Annotated in this window: 13 protein-coding genes and 4 tRNA genes; 4 read left to right on the plus strand and 13 right to left on the minus strand. The window is 61.6% G+C overall.

Going from position 1 to position 17559, the window contains the following annotated elements; all coding sequences use genetic code 11:
• Positions 1–52: 52 nt before the first annotated feature.
• Both leuD and leuC read right to left on the minus strand, forming a co-directional pair.
• Positions 53–697 carry a 3-isopropylmalate dehydratase small subunit gene (leuD, locus tag U9R80_RS19625; protein ID WP_301839524.1) on the minus strand — a complete coding sequence of 215 codons (645 nt, stop codon included), beginning with the start codon at positions 695–697 and terminating at the stop codon, positions 53–55.
• The gene (leuC, locus tag U9R80_RS19630; RefSeq protein ID WP_301839522.1) at positions 694–2127 is read right to left on the minus strand and encodes a 3-isopropylmalate dehydratase large subunit; all 1434 of its coding nucleotides are present in this window, start codon (positions 2125–2127) and stop codon (positions 694–696) included. The genes leuD and leuC overlap by 4 nt, the downstream gene beginning before the upstream one ends.
• Before the next feature lie 132 nt (positions 2128–2259).
• Here leuC and U9R80_RS19635 point away from each other — a divergent pair, with 132 nt between their 5' ends.
• Both U9R80_RS19635 and U9R80_RS19640 read left to right on the plus strand, forming a co-directional pair.
• Positions 2260–3138, plus strand: coding sequence for a LysR family transcriptional regulator (locus tag U9R80_RS19635; RefSeq protein ID WP_301839521.1), 879 nt, complete (start codon positions 2260–2262; stop codon positions 3136–3138).
• 67 nt (positions 3139–3205) lie between these two features.
• A complete protein-coding gene (locus tag U9R80_RS19640) occupies positions 3206–6499 on the plus strand; it encodes an EAL domain-containing protein (protein ID WP_301839520.1) in 3294 nt (1097 codons plus the stop codon).
• A 116-nt stretch (positions 6500–6615) separates the two neighbouring features.
• Here U9R80_RS19640 and U9R80_RS19645 read toward each other — a convergent pair whose 3' ends face one another.
• From U9R80_RS19645 to gltX, 10 genes are all read right to left on the minus strand, one after another.
• Positions 6616–7062, minus strand: coding sequence for an Hsp20 family protein (locus U9R80_RS19645; protein WP_301839519.1), 447 nt, complete (start codon positions 7060–7062; stop codon positions 6616–6618).
• A 114-nt stretch (positions 7063–7176) separates the two neighbouring features.
• Positions 7177–8136 (minus strand): tRNA dihydrouridine synthase, encoded by a 960-nt coding sequence (locus U9R80_RS19650; protein WP_301839518.1) that lies wholly within the window; start codon positions 8134–8136, stop codon positions 7177–7179.
• A gap of 49 nt (positions 8137–8185) precedes the next feature.
• Positions 8186–8626: an acyl-CoA thioesterase gene (locus U9R80_RS19655; protein WP_301839517.1), complete on the minus strand. Its 441-nt coding sequence runs from the start codon at positions 8624–8626 to the stop codon at positions 8186–8188.
• 44 nt (positions 8627–8670) lie between these two features.
• A complete protein-coding gene (locus tag U9R80_RS19660) occupies positions 8671–9504 on the minus strand; it encodes an alpha/beta fold hydrolase (RefSeq protein WP_301839516.1) in 834 nt (277 codons plus the stop codon).
• Positions 9505–9531: 27 nt separating this feature from the next.
• Entirely contained in the window at positions 9532–10071 is a 540-nt protein-coding gene (locus tag U9R80_RS19665) for a TetR/AcrR family transcriptional regulator (RefSeq protein ID WP_301839515.1), read from the minus strand.
• Between the two features lie 179 nt (positions 10072–10250).
• Positions 10251–10326 (minus strand) — tRNA-Glu (locus tag U9R80_RS19670).
• Between the two features lie 44 nt (positions 10327–10370).
• Positions 10371–10446 (minus strand) — tRNA-Ala (locus U9R80_RS19675).
• 53 nt (positions 10447–10499) lie between these two features.
• Positions 10500–10575: transfer RNA gene (locus U9R80_RS19680), tRNA-Glu, on the minus strand.
• 79 nt (positions 10576–10654) lie between these two features.
• Positions 10655–10730: transfer RNA gene (locus tag U9R80_RS19685), tRNA-Ala, on the minus strand.
• Between the two features lie 244 nt (positions 10731–10974).
• On the minus strand, positions 10975–12456 hold the full coding sequence (gltX, locus tag U9R80_RS19690) for a glutamate--tRNA ligase (RefSeq protein ID WP_301839514.1): 1482 nt from the start codon (positions 12454–12456) through the stop codon (positions 10975–10977).
• Positions 12457–12599: 143 nt separating this feature from the next.
• Between gltX and U9R80_RS19695 the strand changes: the two genes are divergently transcribed.
• Both U9R80_RS19695 and U9R80_RS19700 read left to right on the plus strand, forming a co-directional pair.
• On the plus strand, positions 12600–13649 hold the full coding sequence (locus tag U9R80_RS19695) for an HlyD family secretion protein (protein WP_301839513.1): 1050 nt from the start codon (positions 12600–12602) through the stop codon (positions 13647–13649).
• Between the two features lie 49 nt (positions 13650–13698).
• Complete coding sequence (locus tag U9R80_RS19700; protein ID WP_301839556.1) at positions 13699–15189, plus strand: MDR family MFS transporter; 1491 nt, start codon at positions 13699–13701, stop codon at positions 15187–15189.
• 92 nt (positions 15190–15281) lie between these two features.
• Here U9R80_RS19700 and uvrB read toward each other — a convergent pair whose 3' ends face one another.
• Positions 15282–17297: an excinuclease ABC subunit UvrB gene (gene uvrB / locus U9R80_RS19705; RefSeq protein WP_301839512.1), complete on the minus strand. Its 2016-nt coding sequence runs from the start codon at positions 17295–17297 to the stop codon at positions 15282–15284.
• Between the last annotated feature and the right edge of the window lie 262 nt (positions 17298–17559).

Here is a 17559-nt window from a genome sequence, read left to right on the forward strand (position 1 = left end):
CCCGCTCCTACAGGATTGTGGGAGCGGGCCTGCCCCGCGATGGCATCAGCAATCAAGCATCACGAAACAACCAGGGCTGGCTGGCCCGGTGCTTGGCTTCAAAGGTGGCAATGGCATCGCTGTCCTGCAGGGTCAGGCCGATATCGTCCAGGCCATTGAGCAAGCAGTGTTTGCGAAACGCGTCGATCTCGAAGCGCAACACCTTGCCGTCCGGGCGGGTGACGGTCTGCTCTTGCAGGTCGATGGTCAGCTGATAACCAGGATCGGCCTCGACTTGCTTGAACAGCGCATCGACTTCTTCATCGCTGAGGATGATCGGCAACAGGCCGTTCTTGAAGCTGTTGTTGAAGAAGATATCGGCATAGCTCGGCGCAATGATGCTGCGAAAGCCGTATTCCTCAAGGGCCCATGGCGCGTGTTCGCGACTGGAGCCGCAACCGAAGTTCTCACGGGCCAGCAACACGCTGGCGCCCTGGTAACGGTCGTGGTTCAAGACGAAATCCGCGTTCTTCGGACGCTTGCTGTTGTCCTGGTACGGCTGGCCGACATCCAGGTAGCGCCACTCGTCGAACAGGTTGGGGCCAAAGCCGGTGCGCTTGATCGACTTCAAGAACTGCTTGGGAATGATCTGGTCGGTGTCGACGTTGGCGCGATCCAATGGCGCGACCAGGCCGGTGTGCTGGGTAAAGGCTTTCATGCTGCGCTCCCTTGGATCAACTCACGTACATCGACAAAACGACCGGTCACTGCGGCGGCGGCGGCCATGGCCGGGCTCACCAGATGGGTACGACCACCAGCACCCTGGCGACCTTCAAAGTTGCGGTTGGAGGTCGAGGCGCAATGCTCGCCGCTCTCCAGGCGATCCGGGTTCATCGCCAGGCACATGGAGCAACCGGGCTCACGCCACTCGAAGCCGGCTTCCAGGAAGATCTTGTCCAGGCCCTCTTTTTCGGCCTGGGCTTTGACCAGGCCCGAGCCCGGCACCACGATGGCCTGCTTGATGGTCGAGGCCACCTTGCGGCCCTTGGCGATCACCGCAGCGGCACGCAAGTCTTCAATCCGCGAGTTGGTGCAGGAGCCAATGAACACCCGGTCGAGCTGAATGTCGGTAATCGCCTGGTTGGCGCTCAAGCCCATGTACTTCAAGGCGCGCTCGATGGAGCCGCGCTTGACCAGGTCGGCCTCGGCAGCCGGGTCCGGTACGCACTGGTCAACCGCCAGCACCATTTCCGGCGAGGTGCCCCAACTGACCTGTGGCTTGATCTGCGCAGCATCGAGTTCGACCACGGTGTCAAACACAGCATCGGCGTCGGAAACCAGGTCTTTCCAGGCTTCTACCGCGTGTGCCCACTGCTCGCCACTCGGCGCGTAGGGACGGCCCTTGACGTATTCGACGGTCTTCTCGTCGGTGGCCACCAGGCCTACCCGGGCACCGGCTTCGATGGACATGTTGCAGATGGTCATGCGGCCTTCGACGGACAAGTCGCGAATGGCGCTGCCGGCAAACTCGATGGCATGGCCGTTGCCGCCTGCGGTGCCGATCTTGCCGATCACGGCCAGGACGATGTCCTTGGCGGTAACGCCGAAAGGCAACTGGCCTTCGACGCGCACCAGCATGTTCTTCATTTTCTTGGCCACCAGGCACTGGGTGGCGAGCACATGCTCGACCTCGGAGGTGCCGATGCCGTGGGCCAGGGCACCGAAGGCGCCGTGGGTGGAGGTGTGCGAGTCGCCGCAGACCACGGTCATGCCCGGCAAGGTTGCACCCTGCTCCGGGCCAATGACGTGGACGATCCCCTGGCGCACGTCGTTCATCTTGAATTCGGTAATGCCGTACTCATCGCAGTTTTCGTCGAGGGTCTGGACCTGCAGGCGCGACACCTGGTCGACGATGGCCTCGATACCGCCTTTGCGCTCAGGCGTGGTCGGCACGTTGTGATCGGGTGTGGCGATGTTGGCATCGATGCGCCAGGGTTTGCGATTGGCCAGGCGCAGGCCCTCGAAGGCTTGCGGCGACGTCACTTCATGAATGATATGACGGTCGATATAGATCAGCGCCGAACCATCGTCGCGCTGCTTGACCAAATGCGAATCCCAGAGCTTGTCGTAGAGCGTTTTGCCGGCCATCAGACTGTTCCTCATCAGCGTCTTTCTATGCCAATAACCCCTTGGCTTGTACGGACGATGCTATGACGGTAGATTGAATAACTCAAATTCATAATTTTTATGCTTTGGATAACTCAAGGGAATACCTGAGCCGTGGACCTCGCCAACCTCAACGCTTTTATTGCCGTGGCTGAAACCGGCAGCTTTTCGGGGGCTGGCGAACGCCTGCACCTGACTCAACCTGCGATCAGCAAACGTATCGCCGGGCTTGAGCAACAGCTGGACCTGCGCCTGTTCGATCGCCTCGGGCGAGAGGTCAACCTCACGGAAGCCGGCCGGGCCCTGCTGCCGCGTGCCTACCAGATCATCAACGTGCTGGAAGACACCCGCCGCGCCCTCACCAACCTCACGGGTGAAGTGGCAGGACGCCTGACCCTCGCCACCAGCCACCACATCGGCTTGCACCGTTTGCCCCCGGTTCTACGGGCCTTCACCCGCCAATACCCTGAGGTAGCACTGGATATACAGTTCCTGGATTCGGAAGCTGCCTACGACGAGATCCTCCATGGGCGCGCAGAAATTGCCGTCATCACCCTGGCGCCCGAGCCGCACCCACTGGTCAAGGCGGTGCCCGTCTGGGACGACCCGCTGGATTTCGTCGCCGCCCCGGAACACCTGCTGGCCCGCAATGGCTCAGTGAGCCTTGCCGATGTCGCCCACCACCCGGCGGTGTTTCCAGGGGGTAATACCTTTACCCATCACATCGTCCAGCGGCTGTTCGAGGCCCAGGGCCTGACGCCAAACATCGCCATGAGCACCAACTACCTGGAAACCATCAAGATGATGGTTTCCATCGGCCTGGCGTGGAGTGTGCTGCCACGTACTATGCTCGATGAGCAGGTTGCGCCTATCGCTTTGCCGGGCATACAGCTGTCCCGCCAGCTAGGCTACATTCTGCACACCGAGCGAACGCTCTCGAATGCCGCCAAAGCCTTCATGGCCCTGCTCGACAGCCATGCTCGGCACCCCTGAGCCATTGAGGTAGAACCCGGTCAGTAGGACCCTCAAGGACGCGTCACCTGCCAAAGGTCTGGTACCGATGCCCAAATCAGCAAACCGCTTTCCGCGCCTGCCACGCATCCATGCGGCGGACCCCCAGGCGTCGGAGCAGACCTGGGAGAACGCCCCACAATTGTTGGCGGCGCTCAATGGCGCGCACCTGGGCGCCTGGTTCTGGGACATAGAAACCGGGCAAATCAGTTGGTCACGCGGCACCCAGGCACTGTTCGGCTTCGACCCGGATCAACCCTTGCCCAATGACCTGGACTATCTCGAACTGCTGCCCGCCGAAGACCGCGCCCGCACCCTGCAGGCCTTTCATGCCGTGATCAACGGCGAGCCGGTGGAGCAAGCCCTGCGCCACCGCATTCGCTGGCCCGACGGCAGCTTGCACTGGCTGGAAATCAACGGCAGCCTGGCCAAGGACAAGCTGGGCCGCCCGCAGATGATTGGCGTTATCCGTGAAATCACCCGCCAGCGCGACCGGGAAACCGCGCTGATCAATTCGGAGAAGCGCTTTGCCACGCTGTTTCACCTGAGCCCCAACGTGGTGCTGCTCACCCGCCGCTCCGACGGCCTGATCCATGAGGTCAACCAGCACTTCGAGCAGATCCTCGGCTGGCCTGGCCACCAGGTCATCAACAAGACCACCATCGAGCTGGGCCTGTGGGCCAACCCCCAGCAGCGCAATGCCGTGCTGGAAGCCACCCGGGGCAACAGTGGCCCGGTGACGATGGAGGTGCAGTTCCGCGCCAGCAGCGGCAAGATCCACGACGGCATCCTCAGCACCCAGAACATCGAACTCGAAGGCACGATCTGCCTGCTCAGCACCTTTGTCGACACCAGCGAACGCAAACGCGCCGAACAAGCCCTCAAGGACAGCCAGGAACGCCTGGACCTGGCCCTGGACTCCGCCCAACTGGGCACCTGGGACTGGCATATCCCCAGCGGCATGCTCTATGGCTCGGCTCGCGCTGCCGAGCTGCATGGCCTTGAGCCGGTCCCCTTCCATGAGTCTTTCGAGGCCTTCTTCGAGGGGGTGCCGGAACTTGAGCGCAGCACCATGCGCCAGGCCTACCGCAGCCTGCGCGAAGGCCCGGCCGGCAATTACCAGATCACCTACCAGATCCAGCTGGAAAACGGCACGTCGCGCTACATTGAAAGCCGGGCCCGGCTGTATCGCGACGAAAACGGCAAGCCGCTGCGCATGGCGGGCACCTTGCTGGACATCACCGACCAGGTCGAACGCGAACAGCGCCTGACCAGCTCGGAAGAAAAATTCGCCAGCCTGTTCCAGGCCAGCCCCGACCCGATCTGCGTCACCCGCCAGGACAGCGGCCGATTCATTGAGATCAACCCGGCCTTCACCCAGACTTTCGGCTGGGGCACCCATCAGGTCATCGGCCACACCGCCGAAGAGATCGGCTTGTGGGCCGAATCCGCCGAGCGTGCCCGGCGCATCGAGCAGGTGATTCGCGACCAGGCCTTGAACAACGTCGCCGTGGTGGTCAACCACCAGGAAGGCCAGCCGCTGACCTGCGTGATCTCCAGCCGCCTGATCACGGTCGACAACCACCCCTGCAGCGTCACCACCCTGCGCGACATCACCCAGCAGCAACGGGCCGAGGCCGCACTCAAGGCCAGCGAGGAGAAGTTCGCCAAAGCCTTCCACTCAAGCCCCGACGCCATCACCATCACCGAGCTTGAAAGCGGCCGTTACCTGGAAGTCAACGACGGCTTTTGTCGCCTGACCGGCTACAGCTCGGCCGAAGTCATCGGCCGCACCGTGTATGAAATCGGCATCTGGGCCGATGACAAGCAACGCACGGCGCTGATCAGCGAACTGCAGGACAGGGGCCGGGTGCACCATCGTGAAATGCTCGGGCGCAACAAGCGTGGCGAGATACTCACGGTCGAGGTGTCGATCGAACCGCTCACCCTGAACGAAACCGAGTGCCTGCTGCTGACCGCCCGAGATGTCAGCCAACTGAAGAATGCCCAGGCACAGATCCGCCACCTGGCCTATCACGACCCGCTCACCAACCTGCCCAACCGCGCCCTGCTGATGGACCGCCTGAGCCAGCAGATCGCCTTACTCAAGCGCCATAATCTGCGCGGCGCGCTGCTGTTCCTCGACCTGGATCATTTCAAGCACATCAACGACTCCCTGGGCCACCCGGTGGGCGACACGGTACTCAAGATCATTACCGCCCGCCTGGAAGCCAGCGTGCGCCTGGAGGACACCGTCGCGCGCCTGGGTGGCGATGAATTCGTGGTGCTGCTCAGCGGCCTGGAGGGCAGCCGCGACGAGGTCACGGAGAAGGTCCGGGAACTGGCCGATACCTTGCGTGAACTGCTGGCCGAGCCGATGTCGCTGGACGGTCAACGCCTGCAGGTCACCCCTAGCATCGGCGTGGCGCTGATTCCCGATCACGGCTCGACGCCGGCGGACCTGCTCAAGCGCGCCGACATCGCCCTTTACCGGGCCAAGGACTCCGGCCGCAACACCACCCAACTGTTCCATACCACCATGCAAAAGGCCGCCAGTGAGCGCCTGCGCATGGAGAGCGACTTGCGCCTGGCCCTGGCCCGTGGCGAACTGGCCCTGCACTTCCAGCCGCAGGTCGATGCCCGTGACAATCGCATCGTCGGCGCCGAAGTCCTGTTGCGCTGGCATCACCCGCAACTGGGCCAGCAGCCTCCGGCACAGTTCATCCAGGTACTGGAAGAAAGCGGCCTGATTCTCGAAGTGGGTAGCTGGATTCTGGAAGAAGCATGCGATGCCTGTGCCGGCATGCTGCGTGACCACCTGATCGACCCGGACGATTTCAGCCTGTGCGTGAACATCAGCCCGCGACAGTTTCGCCAGAACGACTTTGTCGAACGGGTGCTGCGCAGCCTCGATGACTTCCGCCTGCCGTACAAGATGCTCAAGCTGGAAATCACCGAAGGGATCGTCATCCAGAACCTGGAAGACACCATCAGCAAGATGCGCGAACTCAAGCGCTATGGCGTGAGCTTTGCCATGGATGATTTTGGCACCGGGTACTCATCGCTGACCTACCTCAAGCGACTGCCGGTGGATGCGCTGAAGATCGACCAGTCATTCGTCCGCGATGCGCCACTGGACCCCAACGATGCGGAAATTGTCCGGGCTATCGTGGCCATGGCTCAAAGCCTTGATCTGGCGGTGATTGCCGAGGGTGTGGAACTGTCGGAGCAACTGGAATTCCTGGAACGACTGGGGTGTTTTTTGTACCAGGGTTATCTGCACAGCCGGCCGCTGCCGCTGATCGAGTTTCGCCGCATGCTGCTTGAAACCCCTGCCCTGTAGGAGCGGGCTTGCCCCGCGATAGCGATGTGTCAGGTGGATCGCTATCGCGGGGCAAGCCCGCTCCTACAGCAATGAAAAAGGGCACCCGAAGGTGCCCTTTTTTTACATCACCGCACTCAGTTCAGCGCAGGCTTGCTGTCCCCATTGATCGGGATGCGCTTGGCCTTGGCCTCTTCAGGCACGATGCGCAGCAGGTCGATGCTGAGCAGGCCGTTGGCCAGCCCCGCGGCCTTGACCTCGATATGGTCGGCCAGGCGGAAGGACAACTTGAACGCCCGTTGGGCAATGCCCTGATGCAGGTAGGTGACGCTTTCACCGCTGTTTTCGCGCTTGCCGCCCGTAACGGTCAAGACGCCTTTTTCCACTTGCAGGTCCAGGTCTTGTTCCTGGAAACCGGCTGCGGCAACAACGATTCGATAGTGGTCTTCGCCATGTTTTTCAACGTTGTAGGGAGGGTAGCTGCTACCCGCCTCATTACGCGCCGCGGACTCGAACAGGTCGTTGAAACGGTCGAAACCTACGGAATGACGGAACAGTGGAGCCAGAGAAAAAGCAGTAGTCATGGTGCATCTCCTGAAAATCAGCGAGGTTTTTAGTGCCGCGACCCGACTTCGGCATCGCGTACTCCCTAGATAAGGACCCCCGCTTTTTTTTCAAGCGACCGTGCAAAAAAATTTTCAGGCCGCCTCGCTGACCGGCATGCCAATCAACTGCCCGACGCGATCACAGTCGGTTTCCCGGCGCAGCTCGGTGAACAGCTCGACGGCTTCCGGGTAAGTACGGGTCAGCATCGCTACCCATTGCTTCAAGCGCCCCGGCGCCTGCCGTGGGGTCAACTGCGCACACGCTTGCCCCCAGAAGTCATGGATCAATGGCAACAGGCTCTGCCAGTCCATGGGCACGAATTCGACACCATCACGCTCAGCGGCGATCTGCCGGGCCAGGTCCGGACGGGACACCAGGCCACGACCGAGCATGATGTCTTCGACACCGCTGACCTCGCGGCAACGTCGCCAGTCTTCAAGGGTCCAGACTTCACCGTTGGCGTAGACCGGCACCTTGACCACGTCCTGCACCCGGGCCACCCACTCCCAATGCGCAGGTGGCTTGTAGCCGTCGACCTTGGTCCGCGCATGCACCACCAATTGTTCGGCGCCGCCTTCGGCCAGGGCCAGGGCGCAGTCCAGCGCGCCATCCGGGCTGTCGAAACCCAGGCGCATCTTGGCGGTGACCGGAATGTGCGCAGGCACCGCACGGCGCACCTCACGCAAGATGGCATGGAGCAACTCCGGCTCCTTGAGCAGTACTGCGCCGCCACGGGACTTGTTCACCGTCTTGGCCGGGCAGCCGAAGTTCAGGTCGATCACCGGCGCGCCCAACTCACACGCCAGGACGGCGTTCTCGGCCAGGCACACAGGGTCCGAACCCAGAAGCTGCACACGCAAGGGCACCCCGGCCAGGGTCTGCGCACCGTGGCGCAGCTCCGGCGCCAGTTTGTCGAAGGTGGCCGCCGGCAGTAGCCGGTCGCAGACGCGAATGAACTCGGTGACACACCAGTCGATACCGCCCACCTGGGTCAGTACGTCACGAAGGATGTTGTCGACCAGCCCCTCCATCGGGGCCAGGGCAATTTGCATGGAATGCATCTCGGGTGAAAAAGGCCGGCAGTCTAGCAAAATCCGCCAGCTACAGTGCCCCGGTCATCAGCGCCGGGCCGTATCCGTCAATGAATTCGCTCGGCATGCGCTTGGGACGCCCTGTGGATAACTCGATGCAGACGAAGGTTGTCTGCGCCCGCAGCAAGGTGGTGCCATCGCTGGGTCGCACCAACTGAAAACGCCGGGACATTTTCAGCCGCTGGTCCCAGTCGACGATCCAGGTTGCCAGTTGCAACTCGTCGTCTTCGTAGGCGGCGGCCAGGTAGTCGATTTCGTGGCGGACGACGGCCATGGCCCGGTCCAGACGGCGGTACTCAGCCAGGTCCAGCCCCAGGCGCTGGGAATGGCGCCAGGCGCAGCGCTCGAGCCAGGTTACATAAACCGCATTATTGGCGTGGCCGAGGCCGTCGATATCGTCGGCACCGACACGCAGGTCGATGGTGAACGGTGTTGCCAGATCCCAACTCATGCCCGCTCCAGGTCTGTGATGAACGGGCAGAGTGTAACGGATGCTCAGGCTGATTGTCGGGCTGGCACATGCTGCCGCGCCAGCAGGGTCATGACGCCTTCGATCAAATGCGGGTCGGACAATACGCGCTGGTGTCCGCCCTCGGGCAGCAGCATCAAGCGACTGTCGAACCAGGCCTCGTGAATTGCCCGGGCCTCGCTAGATGGGATTAGGCTGTCGTCTTCGGCGTGCACGATCAACGCCGGGATTTCCAGCTGGTAACCGCTGACGTTCAGCCGCGAGACTTGAATTCCGACGTCACGCTCAATCTGGCGAACAAAGGCCGCACGCGCCCGTGCCGGCATGCCCAGGCGATTGGCAAAGCCGCGCAAAACACCCATCAAGTGCGCAGGCGCGGCGATGCTGACCGCCCGTTCAGCCCGTAACCCCCACTGCAGGGCGAGCATGACACTGGCCCCGCCCATGGAATGACCGATAACGGCTTTGAGCGGGGGCAATTCGGCGGCCGCTTCCAACAAAGCCCGGGCAAACAGCACGACGTTTGCCTGATGGCCCGGAGAATGACCATGGGCCGGCCCCTCCAGCGACACGGCGGTATAGCCCGACTGCACCAGGGTATCGATCAGATGCGCAAACTGGGTGGGCCGCCCTTCCCAGCCGTGCATCAGCAACACCGTGGGGCCCTTGCCCCAGCGCAAGGCCGACAACCCGAAACGCAAGGTGATGCGCTCTGCACGTGCGAGCAACGGCAGCTCCCACTCACGCGGTGGCAGGTTGCGCGGGGTCATGAAGGCACGACGCATCTTGCTCGCCACATGCTCCGGCGCCAGCCGTCCGAGGGTGCCGTTGACGCTACGAATCCAGGTCAAGGTGTTCATCGCTTCGCTCCGGTGGGTCTCGCAGGTTCAGACAACCGCCGACTTGGCGGCACGCAGGATTCGATCAGACAGCTCGTCAGTGCCCAGGGCACGGGCCAGGGCCAGCCCACCGACCATCAAGGCCAGATCGGCCAACACCTTGTCAGCTTCTTCGGGGCTGTCGGCGAGATTGGCCATCATCAATTCGATGTGCTCGGCCAGCACCTCACGAAAAGCCTCTGGCAGGCGCGACATCTCGCCCAGGGAGTTGGGCAGCGGGCAGGCGCGTTCGGTGGCGTCACGGTGTTTGCGCGACAGGTAGAAGGCCGCGACCAGGGCACGACGCTCTTCGCCGCTCATGTTCGGATCGACTTCGGCAAGCAGCGCCCGGCGCTCATTGAGCAACTGGCTGAACGCTTCGAGCATCAGGGCGTCCTTGCTGTCGAAGTGCGCATAGAAGCCCCCCACGGTCAGCCCCGCCGCACCCATGACTTCATTGACGCTGGGCTCGGCAGGGCCGTGCTGGATCAATGCACTGCAGGCAGCTTCGAGTATCCGTTCGCGGGTTTTTGCCTTTTTGTCGTTCATGACCTGCCTCCAAATATTATGGTTAGAATATTATTCTCATAATATTTTTATGCAAGCGTAATCCCCTGCCGTTTGTCGCGCAGGAGATACAGGGCAGAAAGGGAAACTTTTTTCGAGGCAAAAACAAAAGGCTCATTCAATAATCGAATGAGCCTTGAAATCCCACAAAGTGGGTAAAATGGCGTCCCCTAGGGGACTCGAACCCCTGTTACCGCCGTGAAAGGGCGGTGTCCTAGGCCACTAGACGAAGGGGACTTGTAACCTTCGTACAGATCCGTTTTCACGAATCCTGGCAAAATTGGTGGAGCTAAGCGGGATCGAACCGCTGACCTCCTGCATGCCATGCAGGCGCTCTCCCAGCTGAGCTATAGCCCCAGATTTCTAGCCTCGCGGCCCAGCGATCTCTTTCGATATCGCTTGTGTAAAACTGGCGTCCCCTAGGGGACTCGAACCCCTGTTACCGCCGTGAAAGGGCGGTGTCCTAGGCCACTAGACGAAGGGGACGAACCTTCTTACCTTAACAACCCGGCCGCTGGAGCCCGGCTGACTTCGCAGTCATTGTAGCCGACTACGAATCGGAATTTGGTGGAGCTAAGCGGGATCGAACCGCTGACCTCCTGCATGCCATGCAGGCGCTCTCCCAGCTGAGCTATAGCCCCACTATGTCGCTTTGAACCGAATCGCTTGGCTGGGTGCTTCGCGTTTCGTTTTCGTTCATCGCTGTGGACGGGGCGCATATTAAGATCGGATTGAAGACCTGTCAAATTTATTTTCAACAAAATCCAAAAAAAATTTCCGAGATAACAAACACTTACCGGCCCGATGCGTGAAACACCCCGGTTTTACGGGGTTTGGCAGATCGCGGGGCGGGCTCGCCCCGCGATGTTCCTACCGGAAAATCAATCAGGCAATGGTGCCCAACAGTTTTTCCCACTCTTTGTTTTCTTTCTTCGACACACCACCGAGCAGGTCCAAGGCCTGGCGCAGGCGGTAGCGGGTCAGGTCCGGGCCGAGGATCTCCATGGCGTCTAGTACCGACACCGAGCTGGCCTGACCGCTGATCGCAGCGAACATCAGCGGCATCGCGTCACGCAGCTTCAGCTCCAACGCCTCGACCACTGCCTGGATGCAACCGGTGATGCGCTCCTTCTCCCACTGGCGCAGGCTTTCGAGCTTCCACAGGATCAGTTGCATGACCTGGCGCACCTGGTCAGCCGACAGTTTCTTGTGCTCGAACAGCTTGGCATCGAGCTTGAGTGCACCTTCAAAGAAGAAGCCACCCAACGGCGCGATCTGGCTGAAGGTCTCTACCCTGCCCTGCACGTGCGGCGCGATCTTCATCATGTAATCGCTGTTGAACGCCCACTTCTGCACCCGTGCGGCGAACTCTTCCACCGGCAAGTCACGCAGCCACTGGCCGTTGAGCCACGACAATTTCTCGATATCGAAGATCGGACCACCCAGGGAGACGCGGGACAAGTCGAAGTGGTCGACCATCTCGGCCAGCGAGAACTTCTCGCGCTCATCCGGCATCGACCAACCCATGCGGCCCAGGTAATTGAGCATGGCTTCCGGCATGAAGCCCATGCGCTCGTAGAACGTCACCGAGGTCGGGTTCTTGCGCTTGGACAGCTTGCTCTTGTCGGGGTTACGCAGCAGCGGCATGTAGCACAGCACCGGTTGTTCCCAGCCGAAGTACTCGTACAGCTTGATCAGCTTGGGTGCCGAAGGCAGCCACTCTTCCCCGCGCAGCACGTGGGTGATGCCCATCAGGTGGTCATCGACCACGTTGGCCAGGAAGTAGGTCGGCAAGCCATCGGTCTTCATCAGGACCTGCATGTCCATGCGGTCCCATGGAATCTCGACATCGCCACGCAGCATGTCCGGCACCACGCACACACCTTCGCTCGGCACCTTCATGCGGATCACATGCGGCTCGCCAGCGGCCAGGCGGCGCTGCACTTCTTCAGCCGACAGCAGCAAGGCGCGGCCGTCGTAGCGCGGGGTTTCGCCGCGGGCCATCTGCTCGGCGCGCATCTGGTCCAGCTCTTCAGCGGTGCAGAAGCACGGGAAGGCATGGCCGGCATCGACCAGCTGCTGGGCGTACTGCTTGTAGATATCGCCCCGCTCGCTCTGCCGGTACGGGCCGTGCGGGCCGCCAACATCCGGGCCTTCGCTCCATTCGATGCCCAGCCAGCGCAGGGCGTCGAAGATCTGCTGTTCAGACTCGCGGGTCGAACGCAGCTGGTCGGTATCTTCGATACGCAGGATGAACTCGCCGCCGTGCTGCTTGGCAAAGCAGTAGTTGAACAGGGCGATGTAAGCGGTGCCGACGTGGGGATCGCCAGTAGGCGAAGGCGCGATACGCGTGCGAACGGTGGTCATGGACAGTCTCGAACTAGAGATGAAACAAAGGCTGGATGTTAACAGGGAGCGGGCATCGGGCTCCAGCAATGGGCGCGATCGGCACTTGTGGTCGTGGATCCAAACACGGTTAAATTTGCTTACATTTTTGGAACGATCGTCTCATGCCTGCCCAACTCAAGCGTCGCCTGCTGGTTTTTCTCACCCTTGTCCTGCTGATTGCCCTCGCCTTTCTCGCCCACTGGTACCTCAAGGGGCGCTTCTACGAAAGCACCGACAACGCCTATGTACAGGGCGAAATCACCCGGGTGTCCAGTCAACTGGGTGCGCGCATCGATGAAGTCTTGGTGCAGGACAACCAGCATGTCGCCAAGGGCGACCTGCTGGTGCGCCTGGAGCCGGACGACTTTCGCCTGGCCGTGGAACGCGCCCGTGCTGCGCTGGACACCCGTGAAGCCGAACGCCTGCAAGCCGAAAGCCGCCTGACCCAGCAAGCCAGCCTGATTGCCGCAGGCCAGGCGCAAGTCGCCGCCAACCAGGCCACCCTTGGACGTGCCGAACTGGATCTCAACCGTGCCCAGGCGCTGCGCAAGCCGGGCTACGTCTCAGAGGAGCGGGTCACCACCCTGTCGGCTGAAAACCACGTCGCCCGCTCCCTGGTGAGCAAGGCCCAGGCCGACCTGCAAGGCCAGCGCCAGCAGGTCAACGCCCTGACCGCCGAAATCAAGCGCCTGGACGCCCAGATCGTCAATGCCCGCACCGAACTGGCCCAAGCCGAACTGAACCTGACCCGCAGCGAAATCCATGCGCCGATCAGCGGCATGATCGGCCAGCGGGCGGCCCGCAATGGCCAAGTGGTCCAGACCGGTGCCTACCTGCTGTCCATCGTTCCGGACGAAGACATCTGGATTCAGGCCAACTTCAAGGAAACCCAGATCGGCCATATGCAGCCAGGGCAAAAAGCCGAACTGGTGTTCGACAGCTATCCCGACACCCCGATCCAGGCCCGGGTCAACAGCCTGTTCGCCGCCTCCGGCGCCCAGTTCAGCCTGCTGCCGCCGGACAACGCCACCGGCAACTTCACCAAGGTGGTACAGCGCATTCCGGTGAAACTCACCTTCGATGCCGACAACCCCTTGCACGGCAGAATTCGCCCTGGCATGTCGGTTACCGCGACCGTGGATATCCGAGCCAGCGCCGACAATGGCCGGTGATCAACTGATCCGTCCCGTCGGCGAACCCAGCCGACGCGACTGGATCGCGGTGATGAGCGTCATGCTTGGCGCCTTCATGGCAGTGCTGGACATCCAGATCACCAACTCCTCGCTCAAGGACATCCAGGGCGCCCTGTCGGCGACCCTGGAGGAAGGTTCCTGGATCTCCACCTCGTACCTGGTGGCCGAGATCATCATGATCCCGCTGACCGCCTGGCTGGTGCAGCTGCTGTCGGCCAGGCGCCTGGCGGTCTGGGTTTCCCTGGGGTTTCTGGTGTCTTCGCTGCTGTGCTCCATGTCCTGGAACCTGGAGAGCATGATCATTTTCCGCGCCATGCAGGGCTTCACTGGCGGCGCATTGATCCCGCTGGCGTTCACCCTGACCTTGATCAAGTTGCCCGAACACCATCGCGCCAAGGGCATGGCCATGTTCGCCATGACCGCTACTTTCGCGCCCTCCATCGGCCCGACCCTGGGCGGCTGGCTCACCGAGAACTGGGGCTGGGAATACATCTTCTACATCAACATCCCGCCGGGCCTGTTGATGATCGCCGGCCTGATGTATGGCCTGGAAAAGAAAGAAGCCCACTGGGAATTACTCAAAAGCACCGACTACGCCGGCATCGTCACCCTGGGTGTGGGCCTGGGGTGCCTGCAGGTGTTCCTGGAGGAAGGCCACCGCAAGGACTGGCTGGAGTCGGGCCTGATTGTCGGGCTTGGCAGCATCGCCCTGCTGAGCCTGATCATGTTCGTGATCCTGCAATACTCAAAGCCCAACCCGCTGATCAACCTGCGCATCCTCGGCAATCGCAACTTCGGTTTGTCGAGCATCGCCAGCCTGGGCATGGGGGTCGGGCTGTATGGTTCGATCTACCTGCTGCCGCTGTACCTGGCGCAGATCCAGAACTACAACGCCTTGCAGATCGGCGAAGTCATCATGTGGATGGGCATTCCCCAGCTGTTCCTGATTCCGCTGGTGCCGCAACTGATGAAGGTCATCTCGCCGAAAATCCTCTGCACCCTGGGTTTTGGCCTGTTTGGCCTGGCCAGCTTCAGTTCTGGCGTGCTCAACCCGGACTTCGCCGGCGAACAGTTCAACCAGATCCAGATCATCCGCGCGCTGGGCCAACCGATGATCATGGTGACCATCTCGCTGATTGCGACGGCGTACATTCAGCCGCAGGACGCGGGCTCGGCGTCGAGCCTGTTCAACATCCTGCGCAACCTCGGCGGGGCCATCGGCATTGCACTGCTGGCGACCTTGCTGGATGCGCGCACCAAGGTGTATTTCGATTACCTGCGTGAAGCGCTGGTGCCGAGCAATCCGCAGGTGGCCGAGCGCCTGGCGCAGTTGGCCGAGCGGCTGGGGAGTGATGCTGCGGCACTGGGCAAGTTGAGTGAGATTACCCACCAGCAGGCGATGATCATGGCCTACAACGATGCCTTCCATTTCGTCGGCATCGGATTGGCGATCAGCATGGTAGCGGTGCTGATGACGCGCAAATTGCCGCAAGGATTGAAGGCCGGAGAAGCGCACTGACCTCCAACGTAGGAGCGGGCTTGCCCCACGATAGCGATGTGTCAGGTGGATCGCTATCGCGGGGCAAGCCCGCTCCTACGGTTTGGCCTGGCTTAGACGGTGATCAGCCGCTCGCGCAACGCTGAGATCTCGTCGCGCAACTGCGCCGCTGCCTCGAACTCCAGGTCGCGTGCCAGTTGGTACATCTTCTCTTCCAGCAGCTTGATGCGCTTGGCGATCTCGCCCGGCGAGCGCAGCTCGGCCTCGTAGCGCGCGCTTTCTTCGGCAGCCTTGGCCATGCCTTTGCGCTTCTTGCTGCGCGAGCCGGGCACGTTGGCGCCTTCCATGATGTCGGTGACGTCCTTGATCACGCCCTTGGGCACGATGCCGTTGGCTTCGTTGAAGGCAATCTGCTTGTCACGACGGCGCTCGGTTTCGCCAATGGCTCGCTCCATCGAGCCGGTGATTCTGTCGGCATAGAGAATGGCGCGACCGTTGAGGTTACGGGCGGCACGGCCGATGGTCTGGATCAGCGAGCGCTCGGAACGCAGGAAACCTTCCTTGTCGGCGTCAAGGATCGCCACCAGCGACACCTCGGGCATGTCCAGGCCCTCACGCAACAAGTTGATCCCCACCAACACATCGAAGGTACCCAGGCGCAGGTCGCGGATGATTTCGACCCGCTCCACCGTATCGATGTCCGAGTGCAGGTAGCGCACCCGCACATCATGGTCGGCGAGGTAGTCGGTCAGGTCTTCGGCCATGCGCTTGGTCAAGGTGGTGACCAGCACCCGCTCTTCAACGGCGACCCGCTTGCGGATCTCCGAAAGCAGATCATCGACCTGGGTGATCGCCGGGCGTACTTCCACTTGCGGGTCAACCAGGCCGGTGGGACGCACCACCTGCTCCACCACCCTGCCCGCATGCTCGGCCTCATAGGGCCCCGGGGTTGCGGAGACGAAAATGGTCTGCGGGCTGACCGCCTCCCACTCGTCAAAGCGCATGGGCCGGTTGTCCAGCGCCGACGGCAGGCGAAAACCGTACTCGACAAGGGTTTCCTTGCGTGAGCGGTCGCCTTTGTACATCGCCCCGACCTGCGGAACGCTGACGTGGGACTCGTCGATCACCAGCAAGGCATCGGGCGGCAGGTAGTCGTAGAGGGTCGGCGGCGGTGCCCCGGCCGGGCGGCCGGAGAGGTAGCGCGAGTAGTTCTCGATGCCGTTGCAGTAGCCCAGCTCAAGAATCATCTCCAGGTCAAAACGGGTGCGCTGCTCCAGGCGCTGGGCTTCGACCAGCTTGTTGGCCTTGTGCAGGTATTCCAGGCGCTGCTGCAATTCTTCCTTGATGCCTTCCATCGCCTCCAGCAAGGTTTCGCGCGGGGTTACGTAGTGGCTCTTGGGATAGAACGTGAAGCGCGGCAGCTTGCGGATCACCTCGCCGGTGAGTGGGTCGAAGGCAGCAATGTTCTCCACCTCGTCATCGAACAGTTCGATGCGGATGGCCTCAAGGTCCGACTCGGCCGGGAAGATGTCGATCACATCCCCGCGCACACGAAAGGTGGCCCGGGCAAAATCCATCTCGTTGCGGGTGTATTGCAGGTCGGCCAGGCGACGCAGCAGGGCACGCTGGTCGAGCTTGTCGCCGCGATCCACGTGCAAGACCATCTTCAGGTAGGTTTCCGGGCTGCCCAGGCCATAGATGCAGGACACCGTGGTCACAATGATCGCATCGCGCCGTTCAAGCAGCGCCTTGGTGGCCGACAGGCGCATCTGCTCGATGTGGTCGTTGATCGAGGCATCCTTCTCGATGAAGGTGTCGGAGGACGGCACATAGGCTTCTGGCTGGTAGTAGTCGTAATAGGAAACGAAATACTCCACGGCGTTGTTGGGGAAAAACGCCTTGAATTCGCCGTAGAGCTGCGCCGCCAGGGTCTTGTTGGGCGCCAGCACCAGCGTGGGGCGCTGCACCTGGGCAATCACGTTGGCAATGCTGAAGGTCTTGCCCGAGCCGGTTACCCCGAGCAGGGTCTGGTGCGCCAGGCCCGCCTCGATGCCTTCGACCATCTGGCGAATGGCCTCCGGCTGGTCGCCGGCCGGCTGGAAACGGGTGACGAGCTGAAACTCGGACATGACGAACCTCTGTTTTATCGCGGCTGCAGGCAACTGTATCTATAGACAGTAGTTATACCGAATTAGTGACGCGGAGCGCCAGTTTCAACTCAGTGTTGAGGGCAATTGCTGTATTGGACGGGTCAATTCGACTAACGGTCAAAAAATATTCGGCGAAACAGCAGGAAAAGCTGCGCTGGACTGTCGCCGTGACCGACGGGTATCACTATACTGACTCCCCGTTTGTGCACCGCTCTAGTGCATTCGACTGGAGCGTGCGACC

The organism is Pseudomonas sp. JQ170C, from assembly GCF_035581345.1.
Taxonomy (GTDB): Bacteria; Pseudomonadota; Gammaproteobacteria; order Pseudomonadales; family Pseudomonadaceae; genus Aquipseudomonas.